This window comes from Ruegeria sp. CE6 (assembly GCF_056537485.1).
In genome coordinates this window covers 1,509,153-1,526,511 of sequence record NZ_JBQFRR010000001.1, presented here as the reverse complement: position 1 = coordinate 1,526,511, position 17,359 = coordinate 1,509,153, and the positions used below count along the sequence as shown (strand labels likewise).

Below are 17,359 nucleotides of genomic sequence, written 5' to 3'. Positions count from 1 at the left end.
ATGAATGTCGAGTGGATCGCTGTTGACTGGGGAACATCTCATCTGCGGGCATGGGCCATGCAAGGTGATAGCGTCTTGGCACAGGCCGCGTCGTCAGATGGTATGTCCCGCACAACCGGCGGAGGTTTTCAGGCAGCCTTGCTGGCTTTGATCGAAGATTGGCTGCCCGGGCAACCGGTAGATGTGATCGCCTGCGGAATGGTTGGGGCACGGCAAGGTTGGGTCGAGGCCCCGTATTCAGCTGTTCCGTCCGAACCAATCCCGGTCGTACCATTCCGTGTTCCAAACACCGATCCGCGCATTCGGGCCTTCGTTGTCCCTGGGCTGAAACAGACCAGCCCTCCCGATGTGATGCGCGGCGAAGAGACGCAGATCGCAGGGTTCCTCAGCACGCATCAAAATTGGGATGGTGTGATTTGCCTGCCCGGCACGCATACGAAATGGGCACAGATCAGCGCTGGTGAGGTCGTCAGTTTCCGAACCTTCATGACCGGTGAGATGTTTGATCTGCTGTGCGGTCAATCCGTTCTGCAGCATTCAATTGACGAGGGCTGGGACGACGTGAGTTTTACCGAAGCGGTTGCCGACATGCTGTCGAAACCCGAGCAGCTGGCAGCGCGCCTATTCGGGCTACGGGCTGCTGATTTGCTGCACGGTCAAAACAAGAGCGTTGCACGCGCCCGTCTTTCAGGGTTCCTGATTGGCGCCGAGCTTGCCGCATCGCGACCCTATTGGCTGGGCCAGCAATTGGCGATCATCGGCTCGGAAAACTTATCCAAGGCCTACGCAACCGCCCTGCAGCAACAAGGTGCCATGGTCGAAACCGCAGACGCCACAATCGCAACACTTGCGGGTCTGTCGCAGGCCCGAACATTAACGAGGCAAACCGCATGAGCCGCCCCATCATTGCCATCCTGCGTGGGCTGACCCCTGACGAGGCAATACCCGTCGGTCACGCCCTGTTGGAAGCGGGCATAGACCGGATTGAGGTTCCGTTGAATTCTCCCGATCCGCTGGAAAGTATCCGAGTTCTCGCCTCGGAAATCGGGGACCGCGCGCTTATTGGGGCGGGTACTGTATTGACCCCCGATCAGGTTGACGCGGTTGCCGATGTCGGGGGCAAACTGATCGTTTCGCCAAATTGCGATGTGTCAGTGATCCAACGCTCTGTCGCGCTTGGGCTGCAAAGCTGGCCAGGTGTGTTCACGCCGACCGAGGCCTTCGCAGCGCTCCAGGCCGGGGCTACAGGGTTAAAACTTTTCCCCGGTTCGCTTGCCGGTCTTGCAGGGTTGGCTGCGCTGCGCCCTGTTTTGCCGCCGGGTGCTCAGGTCTTTGCCGTGGGCGGTGCAGGCCCCGAGAACTTTGGAGCCTGGATCGAGGCCAGCGCCGACGGCTTCGGAATTGGATCTGCGCTCTATAAGCCCGGAATGTCAGTTGGAGATATAGCAAACCGTGCCCGGCAAATCGTTGCTGCCTATGATGAGGCCGTTGGATGAGTCAGGTCTATGACGACCGCCCCTGCGAATTGGGCGAGGGGCCATTGTGGCACCCTAAACGGCAACAGCTTTTCTGGTTCGATATCATCGGCAAGCGATTGATGACGCGAGAAAATGAACAAGCGCATAGCTGGGCGTTCGATGAACATGTCTCAGCCGCAGGATGGGTAGACCGTGACACTTTGCTGATCGCGTCGGAAACCGGCCTGTGGCGATTTGGGCTTGAGAGTCGAGCCAAAGATTTGATCGCCCCGCTTGAGGTCGACAATCCGGTGACTCGATCCAATGATGGGCGCGCCGATCCTTGGGGCGGGTTCTGGATTGGCACCATGGGCAAACAGGCAGAAGTAGGCGCAGGTTCGATCTATCGCTATTGGAATGGCGAGCTACGGCCATTGGTCCGAGATATCACCATCTCAAATGCAATTTGCTTTGCGCCGGACCGATCCTGCGCCTATTACAGCGATACCGCCACCAAGCTGGTCATGCGTTGGGAACTGGACGCGCAGACAGGCTGGCCCATAGGAAAAGCGGCGGTCTTCCTTGACCTGCAAAGCGAAGATCTGAACCCGGACGGTGCCGTGGTTGATCACGACGGAAACATCTGGATCGCCCAATGGGGTGCCAGCCGGGTTGCAGCCTATACGCCCGGCGGTCAATTCCTGAGAGCGGTTGGTTTCGATGCCAAACACACTTCGTGCCCGAGTTTTGGTGGTGATGACCTGACTACACTGTTCTGCACCACCGCCCGCCAAGGGCTGGACGCGGACACTCTTGTAAGAACGCCGACGAATGGCATGACACTCACCGCGCCAGATGTGGCGCAAGGTCAAGCTGAACACAGAGTTATACTATGAAGCCGGAACTTGGCGTTTGCTATTACCCTGAACACTGGCCCGAAGAAAACTGGGCTCAGGACGCCGCGCGCATGGTCGAGATTGGCTTGAAATGGGTCAGGATCGGCGAATTCGCCTGGAGCCGAATGGAACCCACTGCTGGAGACCTGCAATTCGACTGGTTGGATCGCGCGATTGAAACCTTGGGTGCGGCAGGGCTGAAGATTGTGCTGGGCACCCCGACGGCAACACCTCCGCGATGGATGCTGGACAAGCATCCCGACATGCTGGCTGTGGATGCTGATTGCAATCTACGCAAGTTCGGCTCACGCAGACATTATTGCTTTAGTCACACCGGCTATATCGACGAATGCAAGCGGATCACGAAGATCATGGGTCGGCGCTATGGCCGCAACCCGTATATCGCTGCTTGGCAAATCGATAACGAATATGGCTGTCACGATACGACGCTCAGCTATAGTGCTGCGGCGCTGTATGCTTTTCACCGCTGGCTGTCGAACCGATACAACTCGATCGACGCGTTGAACGATGCCTGGGGGAATGTGTTCTGGTCGATGGAATATAACAGCTTCGATCAGATCGAGCTGCCGAACCAGCCCGTAACCGAGCCCAACCCGGCACACGTCTTGGCGTTTCGCAGGTTCAGTTCGGATCAAGTGGTGGCGTTCAACAAGGCCCAGGTCGATGCGCTGCGGCCGCTAACGGATCAACCATTGCTGCACAATTACATGGGGCGTGTGCTGGAATTCGATCATTTCGATGTAGGCAGGGATTTGGACATCGCGACGTGGGACAGCTATCCGATTGGCTTCCTGTCGGATAGGTTGGAAGTGGACGAGCCGCACAAGACTGCATTTCTGCAGCAGGGTGATCCGGACATGCAGGCCTTTCACCACGACCTATACCGCGCCGTCGGTCGAGGCCGTTGGTGGATCATGGAACAGCAACCCGGTCCAGTGAACTGGGCCCCCTACAACCCGGCACCCCTGCCCGGCATGGTGCGTCTCTGGTCGCTTGAGGCGGTGGCCCATGGGGCCGAAGTGGTCAGCTATTTCCGCTGGCGGCAAGCACCGTTCGGGCAGGAACAGATGCATGCCGGTCTACTTACCCCGCATGGCGACGAAGCACCCGGTTTGGCCGAGGCGCGTCAGACCGCCGATGATCTGGCCGCGATAGGCACGGTTCAGCCTATCCATGCGCAGGTTGCGATCGTCTTCGATTATGCATCTGACTGGGCCTGGACAACGCAGCCTCAGGGCGCGGGGTTCGATTATTTCCGGCTCGTATTCTCTGCCTACCGCGCGTTGCGGCGCGCTGGGTTGTCGGTGGATTTCGTGCCTCAGAACGAGGTCGGCAAGGAGCACTATAATCTGATCCTAGCACCGGGCCTGGCTGCCCTAGGCGATCTTGAACAAAGGCTACTACAAGGATGTGATCTTGCCGTTCTGGGACCGCGCAGCGGGGCAATCACCGAAGATTTTCAGATCCCTGATTCGGGGCGCCCAGGTCTTGATGGCCTCAGCAGCCATGTCGATCTGATCGAAACTTTGCCACCCGGCGCAACCCGTATTGTCGAAGGGGGTGGTGCTGCGGAACATTGGGTTGAGCGCTTGTCAGGCTCCGCCCAAAAATTGCTTTCTTTCGTAGATGGCACTGCGGCGTTGCATGGCGGTGCCGGTCTTTGGTATTTGGCGGGGTTCCCCGATGAGGCCCTTTGGGATCGCGTCATAGCCATGGCGGCCCAGAAAACGGATCTGGCGCTCCATCCGATGCCCAAAGGGCTGCGGCGGCGCGAGACGCAGTCGCACGAAGTGCTGATCAACTATAATGCGCATTCAGTGACATGGGACGGCCAGCAGGTCGAGGGATGTGATGTCCTGTTCAGGACGCGCGGTTCATATAAACGTTAATCTAGATACCGCTAACATAACCTGTTAGATGGCGAGACGCTGGTCATGGCTCCAACAGGTTGCGACAATGAAATATACCCGTTCTGACTTTCCCAATGGCTTTCTGTTTGGTGCGGCTTCCCCTGCAGAACCGGCAACTGGGCTAGACATGCACCGCTTTACAGTCCGTTGGCAGCACATCATGCCAGACGGTCGCATTTCTGATGCACGCGCATTGGATCAGAGCGAGCAGCGAATTGATCAGCTTTTGGCACACAGCATTCGGCCATGCATCGTGCTGGATCACAACGATATCCCCCCAGCGCTGGAGGATATCGGCGGGTGGCGCAATCGAGTAATGGCCGACTATTTTGCAGCGTTTTCTGAGGCAGTCGTCGCTCGGATGGGTGATCGGATATTCAACATCTCTACCTTGAACCCGTCCGTCGGAATCGAACGCGACCCTCGCACTAATGCCCGCAGCCTGCACCATCAATTGCTTGCACAGGGCGCGGCGCGTCAGGAAATGCGGAGCTATGGGATGGCCAATCTGGGTGTAGAGGTCGATCCGCTCATCCTTGATACGATAACCAACGGGCAATACCCGCAGTCTTTGCTGGATCGATTGGCCTGCCACTTTCCCGAAAATTGGCGGGATGATTTTTCCATCATCGCCGAGCCGATTGATTGGTGCAGCGTAGTCGTGAAAGAGGGCGCTGACATAGACATACTCATGCGCACAACACATGAGCAATCGCTGCCTTCATTCGTGACCGTAGCCGCCGATGCGGGTCATGACTTGGTGCATTCGCTGGCGCGCGTACATGACGCGCTTGAATCCGACACCTTGGTACACGGCATTTTCGTTCAGTCCGGGACCGACGTCGAGGCGTTGCAGACAATCCAAACAAGTGACGCCCAGCCGGCCTCATGGGTTAGACCCAAGGGAGGGTTACACGCACATTGGAATCTGGTGGCTGATATCGGCGGCACAAATACAAGATTGGGCGTCGTAACCGAGGGGGCGCTGACCGATCTTCGCAAACACCCCACCGGCTCCGTAAGCGACCTGCAAGACGCATTACACAGCTTGTGCGACGAGGTCGGAACAAGACCGCGCGCGGTCGTTGCTGCCGGGGCGGGGCCGGTCCAGAACGGCACCATTCGCCTGACCAATGCCAATCTTGATCTTTCCGAAGACGCTCTGGCCCGAGCAACCGGCGCGCACCATACCTATGTCATCAATGATTTCACGGCTGCCGCATGGTCAGTCGCCGAGATTACCGAGAATGATGTTGAGGTATTGCAGGGCTCACCCGCTCCACCACTGGGGACACGGCTAGTTGTCGGGCCGGGAACCGGGCTGGGCGTGGGCGCCCTGCTCTACTCCGAAGGACATTTTCACACCGTTTCCGGCGAGGGCGGCCATGTTGGATTGTCCCCGCGCCATCTTGACGAGGTCGAGGTTTTCCGCGCAGCGCGCAAGATCATACCCGAGTGCTTTTTTGACGATACGCTCACCATCGAGGCCGAGATGTTCCTGAGCGGAACTGGCCTACCGGTTCTCTATCAGGCGATCGGAATGGCCGAAGGTCAGCCCAACGGCATGATACGTTCGGCAAAAGACATTCTGCAGGATGCTCAGGACGGCTCGGATGCCTGCGCTGTTAAGGCGGCTCGAATGTTCACCGAGCATCTGGGCGCCATAATGGGCGATCTTGCTGTTGCTCTTATCCCCTCCGGAGGTGTGTTTCTTGTTGGCGGGGTGGCCGAAAAGAACCGCTGGCTGTTTGGTCAGGATTTTCTGCGTGCCTTCAACGCAGGAGGTCGGTTCGATGAATTGCGGCAATCGATGAACCTGTATGTGTCAGAACAGGATGAGTTTGGCATTGTTGGCGCTAACAATTTCTGTAAGAATGCCTTGGCACGGTAATTTGGCCGCGCATTTTCAAGCAGGCCGAGGGATAGCAGAATGATCCTGTGCTGTGGAGAAGCTCTGATCGATATGATCGCCGAACCAACGGTTTCTGGCGGCAAAGGGTTTGTCCCACATTCCGGTGGTGCAATCTTCAACACCGCGATTGCACTGGGTCGTCTGGGCATACAAACGGGGCTGCTGTCAGGGCTATCTACCGACATGTTCGGAGAGCAGTTGATCGCCGCCTTGCAGATCAGCCATGTCGCGACCTCGCACGTTATCCGCTCGGACCGTCCTACGACACTTGCATTCGTGCAGTTGCGGGATGGGCACGCCACATACAGTTTTGTCGATGAGAATACGGCGGGCCGGATGCTGCGGCCCGAAGACATGCCGGATCAACTACCGGGCGTTTCCGCACTGTATTTCGGAGGGATCAGCCTGGCTTGCGAACCATGCGCTGATGCTTATGCATCCACACTTGATCGTCATGGCGCGGATCATGCAGTGATGTTGGATCCCAATATTCGACCCAGCTTTATCAAGGATCAGACGCGATACCGGACCCGCTTGAACCGTATGATCGCAAAGACCGACATCATCAAAGTTTCCGATGAAGACCTTGATTGGATTATACCGGGACCCGAAAGCCATGCCGAGAAAATTCCCCTGCTGCTTCGTGCAGGACCAGCGATTGCAATCGTGACCAAAGGGGGGGATGGCGCGACAGGCTATCTTTCTGATGGAACGGACGTATCCGTACCCGTCCAGAAAGTTAAGGTCGTGGATACTGTTGGTGCTGGCGATACGTTCAACGCAGGTGTGCTGGCTGCGCTAAGCCAAACCGGTCATCTCAACAAGCCCGCCTTGCGCACTTTGCCCACAAGCAGTCTTCGCGACGCGCTTGAATACGGTGCAAAGGTCGCTGCCGTCACCGTATCCCGAGCGGGGGCAAACCCGCCTTGGGCACAGGAGCTCTGAAGGTATACAGACCGATGCGGTGTTCAAGCTAAGACAGCAGCAAGGTCCAACGCCGCGTTCTTAATCGCAGCTGAAACAAAAGGCCCCCGAGATTGCTCGGGGGCCGCTTTGTTACCACAGTATCGGAAAGACCGATCAGCTGCGGCCTTTCCATGGCACCAGCCAGTTCTCGGCCTTGCGCATCAGGATATCGATTCCATATCCGATCACCCCGATAAGGACGATCCCCATGATGACAATGTCGGTCAGCTGGAATTTGGATGCGGCGATGATCATCATGCCGGCACCCTTTTGTGCGGCAACCAGTTCAGCCGCAACAACAGTTCCCCAACAGACACCCATAGCCACACGTGCACCGGTGAAAATCTCGGGCAGCGAGTTGGGCACGATCACATGGCGCATGATCTGCCATTTCGACGCCCCCAGAGAATACGCTGCGTGGATTTTCGAGATGTTCACACCGGACACACCAGCCCGCGCGGCGATGGTCATGATCCAAAGGGCCGCAAGGAACAGCAGAACGATCTTGCCGGTCTCCCAGATGCCGAACCAGATGATCACCAGTGGGATCAGCGCAAGTGGCGGCACCGGTCGCATGAACTCGACAATCGGATCGAACCAGCCTCGGAACCAACCGGATAGGCCCATTGCATAACCCAGCGGAATCCCCACAAGCGCACCTGCGATAAACCCAGCAATCACGCGCAACAGCGACCAGCCCAGATGCTCCCAAAGCGAGAAGTTCTGGTAGCCTTCATTCGCAATCTCAAAGAACCGGGCCACAACGGTTTCAGGGGCTGGAAGCCAGATGGGGTTCATCTGCAAGCCCTGTTTGGGGGTGAAACTGATCGCCCCTTTCCCGGTCAGCGTTACGGTACCATCGCCTGTATCAACCTTTTGGCCTTCACCTATAGGTGTGTCGTTGATCGCGACGATCTTTGCACCCTCATTACGTTTAGCATCATCGTTCTTGTCGAACAGGATCGTCGATGAGCGGCCCGCAGCAGCAGCAACCGCATCGTCTTTGGCAAATCCGCTGCCGGGCTCGACCTCGAATTTTTCTGCTTCCTCACCGAAGGCTGGAACACGAACAAAAATCGTGGCTTCATCCGTGCTGCCATCCGCGTTTTCGAGCGTATAGGTGAATTGCGTATCACCCACAAATGGGCCCGGCACATGGATCGGAAACAACTTCGAGCCGGTGAAAGCCGCCCAGATTACAAAGATCACGAGAACCGAGATTATCGATGCAGCCCTATCCGCTCGTACGGCACTTTCGTCGCCGAAAGTCACAGTTTTCAAGCTTGTGAAATCCTGACGCGATTGCAAACCGCGGCGTAACGCGTAGACGATAAAAAACGCGCCACCGAACAGGCCGATATAGAAGAGAAGTACAATCATGATGCCTGCTCCGTCCGACCCATAATTTCTTCTTCCATCTCCCAGATCATCGAGAGGATCTCATCGCGCTTTTCCGCAAAACCTTCGGATTTCTTCACATCACGCAGATCGGCATTCACACCGCGTTCAGCAAAAGGCAGATTGTATTCGCGGTGAATGCGCCCCGGTCTGGGGGCCATGACAATCAGACGCTCACCCAGCAACAAGGCCTCTTCGACCGAGTGGGTAATCAGGATGATCGTCTTGCCTGTTTCTTTCCAAAGCTTCAGGACAAGGCCCTGCATTTTCTCACGGGTCAGCGCATCCAAAGCACCCAGCGGTTCGTCCATCAGGATGACGTCCGGCTCGTTTGCCAGGCACCGCGCCAACGCAACACGCTGCTGCATCCCGCCCGATAGTTCATAAACCGCCTTGTCTTTGAAATCCTGAAGCCCGACGACCTCAAGCAGATGGTCGGAAATCTGGTCACGCTCGGCTTTGGGCATGCCTTTCATGCGCGGGCCAAACTCGACATTTTCCCGCACGTTCATCCATTCGAACAACGCGCCCTTCTGAAACACCATCCCTCGTTCAGCATCAGGGCCTTTGACCAGATGGCCGTTCAGTTCAATCTTGCCAGATGTCGGCGCCAGAAATCCTGCAACGATGTTTAGCAACGTCGTTTTACCACAGCCCGACGGGCCAAGGACAGACATCAGCTCACCCTCTTTAAGGCTGAGTGAAACATCTTGTAGGGCCTGTACTGAGGAGCCGTTGGGTAAGTCAAAGCGCATGGACAATTCTACGATGTCCAGTTCAGGCATCCTGCCTCCTTCCTGCTTTCATAGCTGTCGACCGGCCCGAAACCGGGGCCGGTCGCATGAAATGTCCTGCGTGATTAGTTATTCGCAGCTGTCAGCGGGCCTGCATTAACGGCACCATCATACGAATCCAGAGCGGATTCGATGCTGCCTGCCGACACGAACACGTTTGCAACACCCTGCATGAAGTCTTGCGCGCCACCACCCAGCCACTTCTCGGACAGCTGGTCTTCAACTGACGGGAAGGTGAAAGTCGCGATTGTGGCTTCAGCGTCTGCAGGATCCATACCAGCATCCTTGGCAATCACCGGCAGCATTTCATCTTTGCTGTCGCCTGCGTTCCACTTGGCGTTGGCATCTGCGGTAACCTTAAGGAACTTCGACAGAAGCTCGGGCTCTTCTTCGATGAAGCTTGCCGGAGCGCTAGTGACGTCGAACACCAGGATACCGATCTCTTCTTTTTCAGCACCGGTCAGCAGAATGTTGCCATGCTCGGTCATACGACGAAGCGCGCCACCCCAGCCGCAAACCATGTCGAGGTTGCCCTGGGCAAACGCCGCGGCGCCATCGGCCGGAGCCATGTCAACAATTTCCATTGAACCGATGTCGACACCAAAGTGAGACATTTGCGACAGGAAACCGTAATGCGCAGCTGTACCGATCGGAACACCGACCTTTTTGCCGTTCAGTTCACCCGCATTGCCCTTGTCGATTTCAAGCGCTTCGGCGACAACGCAGTTGTCGTTGTCTGAATAGCTAACTGCCACATCGACGATCTGGATGTCCTGACCGGCCGAAGTGGTTACCACAAACGGTGGTACCCCTTGGCTGACCGCGATCTGTACATCACCCGAGGCCATCGCAGCTGACATGGCGGTACCGGTGTCGAAAGACACCCAGTTGATCTTGACGCCCAGTTCTTCTTCGTAGGTTCCGTTTGCTTTCGCATACTGGAACGGCATCGGCCATTCGAGGAAATATGCAACCGTCAGTTCATCAAGCGCGGCGGCTTGTGAAGCGGTAACGGCCGCAATCCCGGCATATGCTGTTGTGAGCAGATATTTCTTGATCATTTTGACTATTTTCTCCCTGCTGGTTCCACTTGTCGGCTCTTGAAACGTCCGAACTCTGGAACAGTAGAAAAACCATAGTCCTTACGCGTTGAATTAGTAAATCAAAATACTGGTTGCGTAAAAAGCGAAACTTTGTTTCGCTTTTGACTGATAGTTCGCTGGTTTGGGAGCATCCGATGACAAAGAAAGCACTCAGTCTCAGGTGGCTGGAGGTCTTCCAACTTATTTCCAAGTTGGGTTCAATCCAAAAGGTGTCAGCTGAAACCGGTTTGTCAATCAGTACGGTCTCCAATCATTTGCGCAGTCTTGAAAAGGCGCTGGATGTGGATTTGGTGGACCACAGCCGCAGACCCATGGGTCTGACACCCGCAGGCACGGTGTTCTCACGACATGTGCATGACGGCCTGATCGCCTTGAAACGGGGCGAGGCCGAGCTTCGCTCGGGCAGTTGGCAACATGCAACAGATTTGCGTCTGGGCCTGATTGACGATTTTGACAGCCGGGTCGCGCCAGAACTGTTCCGTCATCTCTCTGCAAGCCTGCCGCGGTGCAATTTTCGCCACTTTACCCGCCCCAGCCATGAGATTCTTGACAAACTGCAGTCTCAAAAGCTGGATGCAGGCGTTGCGACCCGACCTCCTGAGCACTTTGAGGGGTTAATCGAATTCCCGCTACTTCGAGATCCGTTTATCGTCATTCTTCCGCCCGCATATGACGGACCGGTCGAGGAACTGACCAAATCAGACAGTCCGCTTCCGCTTTTACGATATTCGCGTGATCACACCATAGGCAGACTCATCGAAATTCAGCTAACCCGTAGCAAGATCAACCTGCCCAACCGGTTCGAACTTGAATGTAATCAGTCAATTATCGGACTTGTCGCCGGGGGCAGTGGTTGGACGATCACGACTGCTGCCAGCTACTATCGCGCACGACGATTCCACAAAGATACACGCGCATTACCTTTCCCGGGCAAAAGCTTTGCGCGTACCGTATCGTTGTTCACGACCAATATCTATCCGTCGACAACCACACGACTGATCCACAACACACTGCAAAACCTGATCCGTCGTCATGTGACCGAGCCTATGAATTCGCGGTTTCCGTGGTTGAATGACGACTTTCGAACCATTCCCGCACCCCCCGAATGAGCAACCAGGTAATCTGAGCGCAATATCGAAGTTATTTTCCGGCTTTTTCGAAACCGGGTACAGTGCGCTTGACCGACGCGCCCCATCCGCTGTGATTAGGCCTGACCTTGCAGCTTGACTACAGGCGGCATTCTAAACCCAGAAACCTACCCAGCGGCCCATGTTGGCAAGACCTACCGGTCTTGAACCATGTGCCGGGCCCAGATCAGGACAGCTTGATGCATCTTTCCCGTTTTCCCCGTGTTTTTCTTGCCCATCTGCCAACACCGCTTGAACGGATGGATCGTATGTCCGAGGCTCTGGGAATCGATCTTTGGATCAAGCGAGACGACTGCACCGGCATGTCGACGGGTGGCAACAAGACCCGCAAACTAGAGTTTCTGTTCGGCGAAGCGCTCGAACAAGGCGCAGACATGGTGATGACACAAGGGGCAACGCAATCGAACCATGCGCGTCAAACCGCTGCATTCGCTGCCCGGCTGGGTTTGAAATGTCATATCCTACTGGAAGACCGCACCAGCTATAACAACGCCAACTACAACAACAATGGCAATGTCCTGCTGGATCATCTGCATGGCGCAACCACCGAGAAGTTTCCCGGCGGCCACGACATGCCCGCCGAGATGGAGCGTTCGGCCGCGAAGAAGCGTGAAGAAGGTCACAACGTCTATGTCATTCCGGGCGGAGGTTCGAACCCGACCGGAGCGCTTGGCTATGTAAACTGCGCGCTAGAGCTTGTGAGCCAAGCCAATAACGCCGGTCTCAAAATCGATCGCGTGGTGCATGCGACGGGCTCCTCGGGCACGCAAGCCGGGCTGGTCACCGGGCTTTGCGCCATGAATACGGGCATTCCGGTTCTTGGCATTGGCACCCGCGCGCCGCAGCCCAAACAAGAGCAGATGGTCTATGATCTAGCCTGCAACACGGCTGAGAAATTGGGTTGCCCAGACGTGGTGCGGCGCGAGGATGTGATGGCCAATACCGACTATGTAGGCGACGGCTACGGCTTGCCGACCGAAAGCGGCATTGAGGCGATCCGCATGTTTGCCGAACTGGAAGGCATTCTGCTCGACCCGGTCTATTCCGCCAAAGGGGCCGCCGGTCTGATCGATCTGGCGCGCAAGGGCTCGTTCAAGGATGAGCGCGTGGTGTTCTTGCATACCGGAGGCTCGGTTGGCCTGTTCGGTTATGATTTCGCTTTCGATCACACCGACCGCTGGGTCAATCTGTAAATCACGGTGATAAGTTCCAGCAAGCAGGTCTTTGCATGAAACCCCGCGTCACCGGCATATTGGGCGGAATGGGCCCAGAGGCGACAATTCTGTTGCAGCAGCGCGTGTTATCCAAGGTACAGGCGGCGGATGATGCCGATCACCTGCCACTATTGATTGACATGAACCCACAGGTGCCTTCCCGCATCGCGCACCTGATCGAGGGCAACGGGTCTGATCCCGGGCCGGTTCTGGCCGATATGGCGAGAGGATTGGAGCAATCAGGGGCAACCGCGCTTGCGATGCCGTGTAACACCGCACACCACTATGCGGCGCAGATAGAGGACGCCGTCTCGATCCCCTTTCTAAACATGGTAGACCTGTCCGTGGATCAAGCGGCGCAGCTCCTGCCTTCTGGCAGCCAGGTCGGAATTCTTGCCTCCCCAGCGCTGCGAAAGGTCGGAATTTTTGACGCCCCCCTGAACCGCGCCGGATTTACCGCAATCTGGCCCGAGGATGAAGATAGGATGCTCGGCACGATCCGCCACATCAAATCTGAAGGGCCAACCGGCGCTGCACTCAGCACACTTTCCGACGCTGCTAACGCCCTTTCGGGCCGGGGTGCCGCGCTTTTGTTTGTGGCCTGCTCCGAATTCTCTCTGCTCACCCGCGACTTGCCCAAAAGCGTTCCGATCATCGACACCGTCGATGTTCTGGCGGGCGCTATCCACTCCCACTCTCTGACGCGTTGAGGTTTCCCATGGCCGTCTCTTATCTGAAAACCGCCCTGCCCCGCCCCGATGCAGAAAATTCGGATATCCGCGATATCGTCGCAATCATGCTCTCCAATATCGAGCGTGAGGGCGAAGAGGCCGTTCGGCGCTATGCCGGAACGCTCGATGGCTGGACGGGAGAGTTCGTGTTGACTGATGAAGCGCGCAAAGCCGCATGTGACCGCGTGCCTGAACAGGTCAAAGACGACATCCGCTTTGCCCATGCCAATATCCGTCGATTCGCCGAAGCGCAGATGACCACGGTGAGCGAATGCGAGATCGAGGTGATGCCCGGCCTGATTGCAGGTCAGAAACAGATCCCGATCTCGAGCGCGGGATGCTACGTTCCTGGTGGTCGGTATAGCCATATCGCAAGTGCGTTGATGACAATTACCACGGCAAAGGTGGCTGGGGTGTCCCACATCACGGCGGTCTCGCCACCGCGTCCCGGTGCGGGCATCCCTGATGCAATAGTTTATGCGATGGACCTTAGCGGTGCAGATCTGATCCTGAATTTGGGCGGAGTTCAGGGGATTGCTGCGATGGCCCATGGCTTTTTTGGTGCGCGGCCAGCCGACATTCTTGTCGGTCCGGGAAACTCCTATGTCGCCGAGGCGAAACGGATGCTGTTTGGTAAGGTTGGCATCGACATGTTTGCAGGTCCAACCGATACCTTGGTCATTGCCGATCACACAGCATCGATCGAGACTGTCGCCTGGGATCTGGTGAGCCAAGCCGAGCACGGCGTCGATAGCCCTGTCTGGCTGGTCAGCACCGATAAAGCTTTGGCCCAGGGTGTTATCGCGCGCGCCGATGCCCTGATCGAAAGTCTTCCCGAGCCGAACGCTAGTGCAGCGCGCACGGCATGGCGCGACCGGGCCGAGATCATTCTTTGCAACAGCCGCGACGAGGCTGCCAGGGTCGCCAATAACTACGCGCCCGAACATCTGCAGGTGATCGCCGAGGACCTGGATTGGTGGCTGGACCAACTGACCACCTATGGATCGCTGTTTCTGGGTGCCGAAACAACAGTGCCCTTCGGCGACAAGACGTCCGGGCCAAATCATGTTTTGCCGACAAGCGGAGCGGCCCGATATACCGGCGGTCTGTCAGTGCATAAATTCACCAAAACGGTGACATGGCAGCGCTGCTCAGCGCAAGCCTCGCACGAGCTTGCTGAACGCACTGCCAGGATCAGTCGGATGGAAGGCATGGAAGGCCACGCACGCGCGGCAGAGATGCGATTGTCTAAAGTGTGCTAAATCTGGCCCAAAGATGCTGTTGATTAGTCAGATTCACCGCATCACGAACGGATCGGGGATCGGATCGTCGCTCGTGCGCAACCAGACCGATTTGACCCGTGTGTAATCAAGCGCCGCCTGCAGGCCCCCTTCGCGCCCGTGGCCCGATAGTCCATGACCTCCGAATGGAGCAATCGGGCTGACCGCGCGATATGTGTTAACCCAGACAATGCCAGCCCGAATTCTGCGGATCATTCGATGTGCGCGGGTCAAGTCTTTGGTAAAGACACCCGACGCCAGCCCAAACGCGGTGTTGTTGGCTATTTGTACCGCCTCCGCTTCGGTCCCGAAACTGACGACCGAGAGGATCGGACCAAAGGCTTCGCGCGTCAGACAGGGCGCATCAGGCGCGTCCGTACAATCAATGATTGTCGGTGGAAAATAGTGCCCCTCACGGTCCAAAGGTTGCCCACCCGCTATCACGGTAGCCCCTGCCGAGACGGATTCAGCAACCAGATCTGCAGCAGTCACAAGCTGAGCCTGAGTGCACAGCGGGCCAACCTCGGTCTTTAGGTCATCGGGCGCCCCGATCACGATCTCACCCGCTTTTTCAGTGAGCAGGGCCAGAAACTCATCTTTGATCTTGTCAGAGATTACCAATCGCGATCCCGCCACGCAGCTTTGCCCAGTAGCAGCAAAGATCCCCGAAACCTGCGCGTTCACAGCACTTTCGATATCGGCATCTTCGAACACGATGAACGGGGATTTTCCACCCAGTTCCAACGAAGTCGAAGCGAGGTTTTCAGCCGAGTTGCGCACGATATCGCGCGCGGTTTCCGGGCCGCCTGTAAAGGCAACATGATCGACATCCGGGTGACTGGTCAGAACGGCGCCGCATTCCGGCCCGAAGCCGGTGATGACGTTCAGAACTCCGGGCGGGAAGCCTGCCTGATCGAAAATACGCGCGAATTCCAGCATCGGGGCCGGACCATCTTCGGATGCTTTCAGAACGATTGTGCAACCGGCGGCAAGCGCCGGGCCAATCTTGACCGCAGACAGAAACAGTTGCGAATTCCACGGCACTATGGCGGCCACCACACCAACTGGTTCGCGGCGCAGCCAAACCTCCATGTCGGGCTTGTCGATCGGCAGGTGCGCCCCTTCGATTTTGTCCGCCAATCCGGCATAGTAACGGTAGTAGTCCGCGACATAGGCGATCTGAGCAGAGGTTTCGCGAATGATCTTGCCGGTATCGCGCGTTTCAAGCTCGGCTAAGGTCTGAGCATTTTCGGCGACCAGATCGGCCAGCCGGTACAAAAGTTTACCACGCGCCGTTGCTGTCATGGTCGCCCATTCGGGGGCATTCAGCGCTGAACACGCAGCCTCAACCGCGGCGTTCACATCATGTGTTCTGGCCTCAGGCATTTTCGCCCAAACGGTGCCCGTCGCGGGATCAAGGCTGTCGAAATGCGCGGTCCCATCCGAAAACGTGCCGCCGATATAGTGCTGAAACTGCCGCATTTTCTCTCCTTAGGCGAAGGCGGGCATGACGTCCGCGATGAACCGCTCAAGCGACGCTTTCTTGCGCTCAAAGCTCATCCCACTGTCGATCCAGAAAGAATACTCATCATATCCAAGATCGCTATAGCCCTTGATGCGTTCGATTGCTTTGTCGGGCGTGGCGATCACGTTGTCCCGGATCATCGCCTCGAGCGAATAGAAGGGATGGTTAGCGATGTCGTCATCGCTCAGCGCCTGGATCAGTCCCTGCGACACTGGGCGTTCGTTTTTGAACCACGCGCCGAAATAGCAATAAAAGCGATTGATCTCTTCCGCCGCGCGACGGGCATCCGCCTCGTCCGAGGCGATGTAGGTGTGGTTCAACAGCATGATTTCGGGGCGCGGGACGTCATGGAATTTGGCGCAGGCTGCGTTGAACGTATCCATCAGCCGGGTGATCTCTTCGTCGCCCTGCCACAAAGGGGTGACCTGCACGTGACAACCGTTCGATACCGCAAACTCATGACTGTTGGGATCGCGCGCGGCAACCCAGATCGGTGGACCGTTTTGTTGCAGAGGCTTGGGTGAAGATGTGGTTGCCGGGAAAGAATGAAACTCTCCGTCCAGCGCATGATCGCCCTCCCAAAGACCCCGCACTGCCGGAACAAGCTCGCGCATACGCTGGCCTGCCTCCCAAGCGTCCAGCCCCGGCACCATCCGCTCGTATTCATAGCTGTAGGCGCCACGCGCAATGCCCAGATCCAAACGGCCATTCGTGATCATGTCCGTCATTGCGGCCTCTCCGGCCAGCCGGATCGGATGCCAGAACGGAGCGATAACGGTTCCGGTTCCCAGACGCACATTGTTGGTCTGGCGTGCTAGATCGACGATATTCAGGAACGGGTTCGGCGAGATGGTGAAATCCATCCCGTGATGTTCGCCGGTCCAGACCGCATGCATGCCGCCCGCATCAGCGATCTTGGCCAGTTCTATGAAGTTTTCATACAGCTCCTGCTGGTCCTGATCGGGAGAGGTGCGTTCCATATGCACGAAAAGCGAAAACCGCAT

15 protein-coding genes are annotated in these 17,359 nt (G+C 56.9%); 10 read left to right on the top strand and 5 right to left on the bottom strand.

What is annotated here, in order from left to right; genetic code table 11:
* The 6 genes from ACR0DK_RS07320 to ACR0DK_RS07295 all read left to right on the top strand — a co-directional run bounded on the left by ACR0DK_RS07320 (window position 1) and on the right by ACR0DK_RS07295 (window position 7,141).
* A complete protein-coding gene (locus ACR0DK_RS07320; protein ID WP_480735446.1) occupies window positions 1-894 on the top strand; it encodes a 2-dehydro-3-deoxygalactonokinase in 894 nt (297 codons plus the stop codon).
* Window positions 891-1,496 carry a 2-dehydro-3-deoxy-6-phosphogalactonate aldolase gene (locus tag ACR0DK_RS07315; RefSeq protein WP_480568625.1) on the top strand — a complete coding sequence of 202 codons (606 nt, stop codon included), beginning with the start codon at window positions 891-893 and terminating at the stop codon, window positions 1,494-1,496. The genes ACR0DK_RS07320 and ACR0DK_RS07315 overlap by 4 nt, the downstream gene beginning before the upstream one ends.
* Window positions 1,493-2,353 (top strand): SMP-30/gluconolactonase/LRE family protein, encoded by an 861-nt coding sequence (locus ACR0DK_RS07310; protein ID WP_480735444.1) that lies wholly within the window; start codon window positions 1,493-1,495, stop codon window positions 2,351-2,353. Before ACR0DK_RS07315 ends, ACR0DK_RS07310 begins: the two co-directional genes overlap by 4 nt.
* The gene (locus ACR0DK_RS07305) at window positions 2,350-4,263 is read left to right on the top strand and encodes a beta-galactosidase (protein ID WP_480735442.1); all 1,914 of its coding nucleotides are present in this window, start codon (window positions 2,350-2,352) and stop codon (window positions 4,261-4,263) included. Before ACR0DK_RS07310 ends, ACR0DK_RS07305 begins: the two co-directional genes overlap by 4 nt.
* A gap of 67 nt (window positions 4,264-4,330) precedes the next feature.
* The gene (locus ACR0DK_RS07300) at window positions 4,331-6,175 is read left to right on the top strand and encodes a family 1 glycosylhydrolase (RefSeq protein WP_480735440.1); all 1,845 of its coding nucleotides are present in this window, start codon (window positions 4,331-4,333) and stop codon (window positions 6,173-6,175) included.
* A gap of 39 nt (window positions 6,176-6,214) precedes the next feature.
* Entirely contained in the window at window positions 6,215-7,141 is a 927-nt protein-coding gene (locus ACR0DK_RS07295; protein WP_480735438.1) for a carbohydrate kinase family protein, read from the top strand.
* Between the two features lie 135 nt (window positions 7,142-7,276).
* Here ACR0DK_RS07295 and ACR0DK_RS07290 read toward each other — a convergent pair whose 3' ends face one another.
* The 3 genes from ACR0DK_RS07290 to ACR0DK_RS07280 all read right to left on the bottom strand — a co-directional run bounded on the left by ACR0DK_RS07290 (window position 7,277) and on the right by ACR0DK_RS07280 (window position 10,415).
* A complete protein-coding gene (locus tag ACR0DK_RS07290; protein WP_480735435.1) occupies window positions 7,277-8,542 on the bottom strand; it encodes an ABC transporter permease in 1,266 nt (421 codons plus the stop codon).
* Window positions 8,539-9,345, bottom strand: coding sequence for a taurine ABC transporter ATP-binding protein (locus ACR0DK_RS07285; protein WP_170394409.1), 807 nt, complete (start codon window positions 9,343-9,345; stop codon window positions 8,539-8,541). The genes ACR0DK_RS07290 and ACR0DK_RS07285 overlap by 4 nt, the downstream gene beginning before the upstream one ends.
* A 74-nt stretch (window positions 9,346-9,419) precedes the next feature.
* Window positions 9,420-10,415: a taurine ABC transporter substrate-binding protein gene (locus ACR0DK_RS07280; protein ID WP_170394406.1), complete on the bottom strand. Its 996-nt coding sequence runs from the start codon at window positions 10,413-10,415 to the stop codon at window positions 9,420-9,422.
* A 176-nt stretch (window positions 10,416-10,591) separates the two neighbouring features.
* On the opposite strand from ACR0DK_RS07280, the gene ACR0DK_RS07275 reads away from it, so the two are divergent.
* The 4 genes from ACR0DK_RS07275 to hisD all read left to right on the top strand — a co-directional run bounded on the left by ACR0DK_RS07275 (window position 10,592) and on the right by hisD (window position 14,812).
* A complete protein-coding gene (locus tag ACR0DK_RS07275) occupies window positions 10,592-11,566 on the top strand; it encodes a LysR family transcriptional regulator (protein WP_170394403.1) in 975 nt (324 codons plus the stop codon).
* Window positions 11,567-11,784: 218 nt separating this feature from the next.
* A complete protein-coding gene (gene cuyA / locus ACR0DK_RS07270) occupies window positions 11,785-12,798 on the top strand; it encodes a D-cysteate sulfo-lyase (RefSeq protein WP_223118485.1) in 1,014 nt (337 codons plus the stop codon).
* 35 nt (window positions 12,799-12,833) lie between these two features.
* On the top strand, window positions 12,834-13,529 hold the full coding sequence (gene cuyB / locus ACR0DK_RS07265; protein ID WP_223118486.1) for a cysteate racemase: 696 nt from the start codon (window positions 12,834-12,836) through the stop codon (window positions 13,527-13,529).
* Window positions 13,530-13,537: 8 nt separating this feature from the next.
* Window positions 13,538-14,812, top strand: a complete 1,275-nt coding sequence (gene hisD, locus ACR0DK_RS07260; protein ID WP_223118487.1) for a histidinol dehydrogenase — start codon at window positions 13,538-13,540, stop codon at window positions 14,810-14,812.
* A gap of 33 nt (window positions 14,813-14,845) precedes the next feature.
* Here the strand turns inward: hisD and ACR0DK_RS07255 are convergent, their stop codons facing one another.
* Together ACR0DK_RS07255 and ACR0DK_RS07250 are read right to left on the bottom strand one after the other, a co-directional pair.
* Window positions 14,846-16,312, bottom strand: coding sequence for an aldehyde dehydrogenase (locus ACR0DK_RS07255; RefSeq protein ID WP_480735432.1), 1,467 nt, complete (start codon window positions 16,310-16,312; stop codon window positions 14,846-14,848).
* 9 nt (window positions 16,313-16,321) lie between these two features.
* Window positions 16,322-17,359, bottom strand: a complete 1,038-nt coding sequence (locus tag ACR0DK_RS07250) for an LLM class flavin-dependent oxidoreductase (protein WP_480735430.1) — start codon at window positions 17,357-17,359, stop codon at window positions 16,322-16,324.

Excerpts from the sequence above, each read along its gene's own strand:
- ACR0DK_RS07320 (WP_480735446.1), top strand. The coding sequence starts at position 1 with ATGAATGTCGAGTGGATCGCTGTTGACTGGGGAACATCTCATCTGCGG.
- ACR0DK_RS07315 (WP_480568625.1), top strand. The coding sequence starts at position 891 with ATGAGCCGCCCCATCATTGCCATCCTGCGTGGGCTGACCCCTGACGAG.
- ACR0DK_RS07310 (WP_480735444.1), top strand. The coding sequence starts at position 1,493 with ATGAGTCAGGTCTATGACGACCGCCCCTGCGAATTGGGCGAGGGGCCA.
- ACR0DK_RS07305 (WP_480735442.1), top strand. The coding sequence starts at position 2,350 with ATGAAGCCGGAACTTGGCGTTTGCTATTACCCTGAACACTGGCCCGAA.
- ACR0DK_RS07300 (WP_480735440.1), top strand. The coding sequence starts at position 4,331 with ATGAAATATACCCGTTCTGACTTTCCCAATGGCTTTCTGTTTGGTGCG.
- ACR0DK_RS07295 (WP_480735438.1), top strand. The coding sequence starts at position 6,215 with ATGATCCTGTGCTGTGGAGAAGCTCTGATCGATATGATCGCCGAACCA.
- ACR0DK_RS07290 (WP_480735435.1), bottom strand. The coding sequence starts at position 8,542 with ATGATTGTACTTCTCTTCTATATCGGCCTGTTCGGTGGCGCGTTTTTT.
- ACR0DK_RS07285 (WP_170394409.1), bottom strand. The coding sequence starts at position 9,345 with ATGCCTGAACTGGACATCGTAGAATTGTCCATGCGCTTTGACTTACCC.
- ACR0DK_RS07280 (WP_170394406.1), bottom strand. The coding sequence starts at position 10,415 with ATGATCAAGAAATATCTGCTCACAACAGCATATGCCGGGATTGCGGCC.
- ACR0DK_RS07275 (WP_170394403.1), top strand. The coding sequence starts at position 10,592 with ATGACAAAGAAAGCACTCAGTCTCAGGTGGCTGGAGGTCTTCCAACTT.
- cuyA (WP_223118485.1), top strand. The coding sequence starts at position 11,785 with ATGCATCTTTCCCGTTTTCCCCGTGTTTTTCTTGCCCATCTGCCAACA.
- cuyB (WP_223118486.1), top strand. The coding sequence starts at position 12,834 with ATGAAACCCCGCGTCACCGGCATATTGGGCGGAATGGGCCCAGAGGCG.
- hisD (WP_223118487.1), top strand. The coding sequence starts at position 13,538 with ATGGCCGTCTCTTATCTGAAAACCGCCCTGCCCCGCCCCGATGCAGAA.
- ACR0DK_RS07255 (WP_480735432.1), bottom strand. The coding sequence starts at position 16,312 with ATGCGGCAGTTTCAGCACTATATCGGCGGCACGTTTTCGGATGGGACC.
- ACR0DK_RS07250 (WP_480735430.1), bottom strand. The coding sequence starts at position 17,359 with ATGCGGTTTTCGCTTTTCGTGCATATGGAACGCACCTCTCCCGATCAG.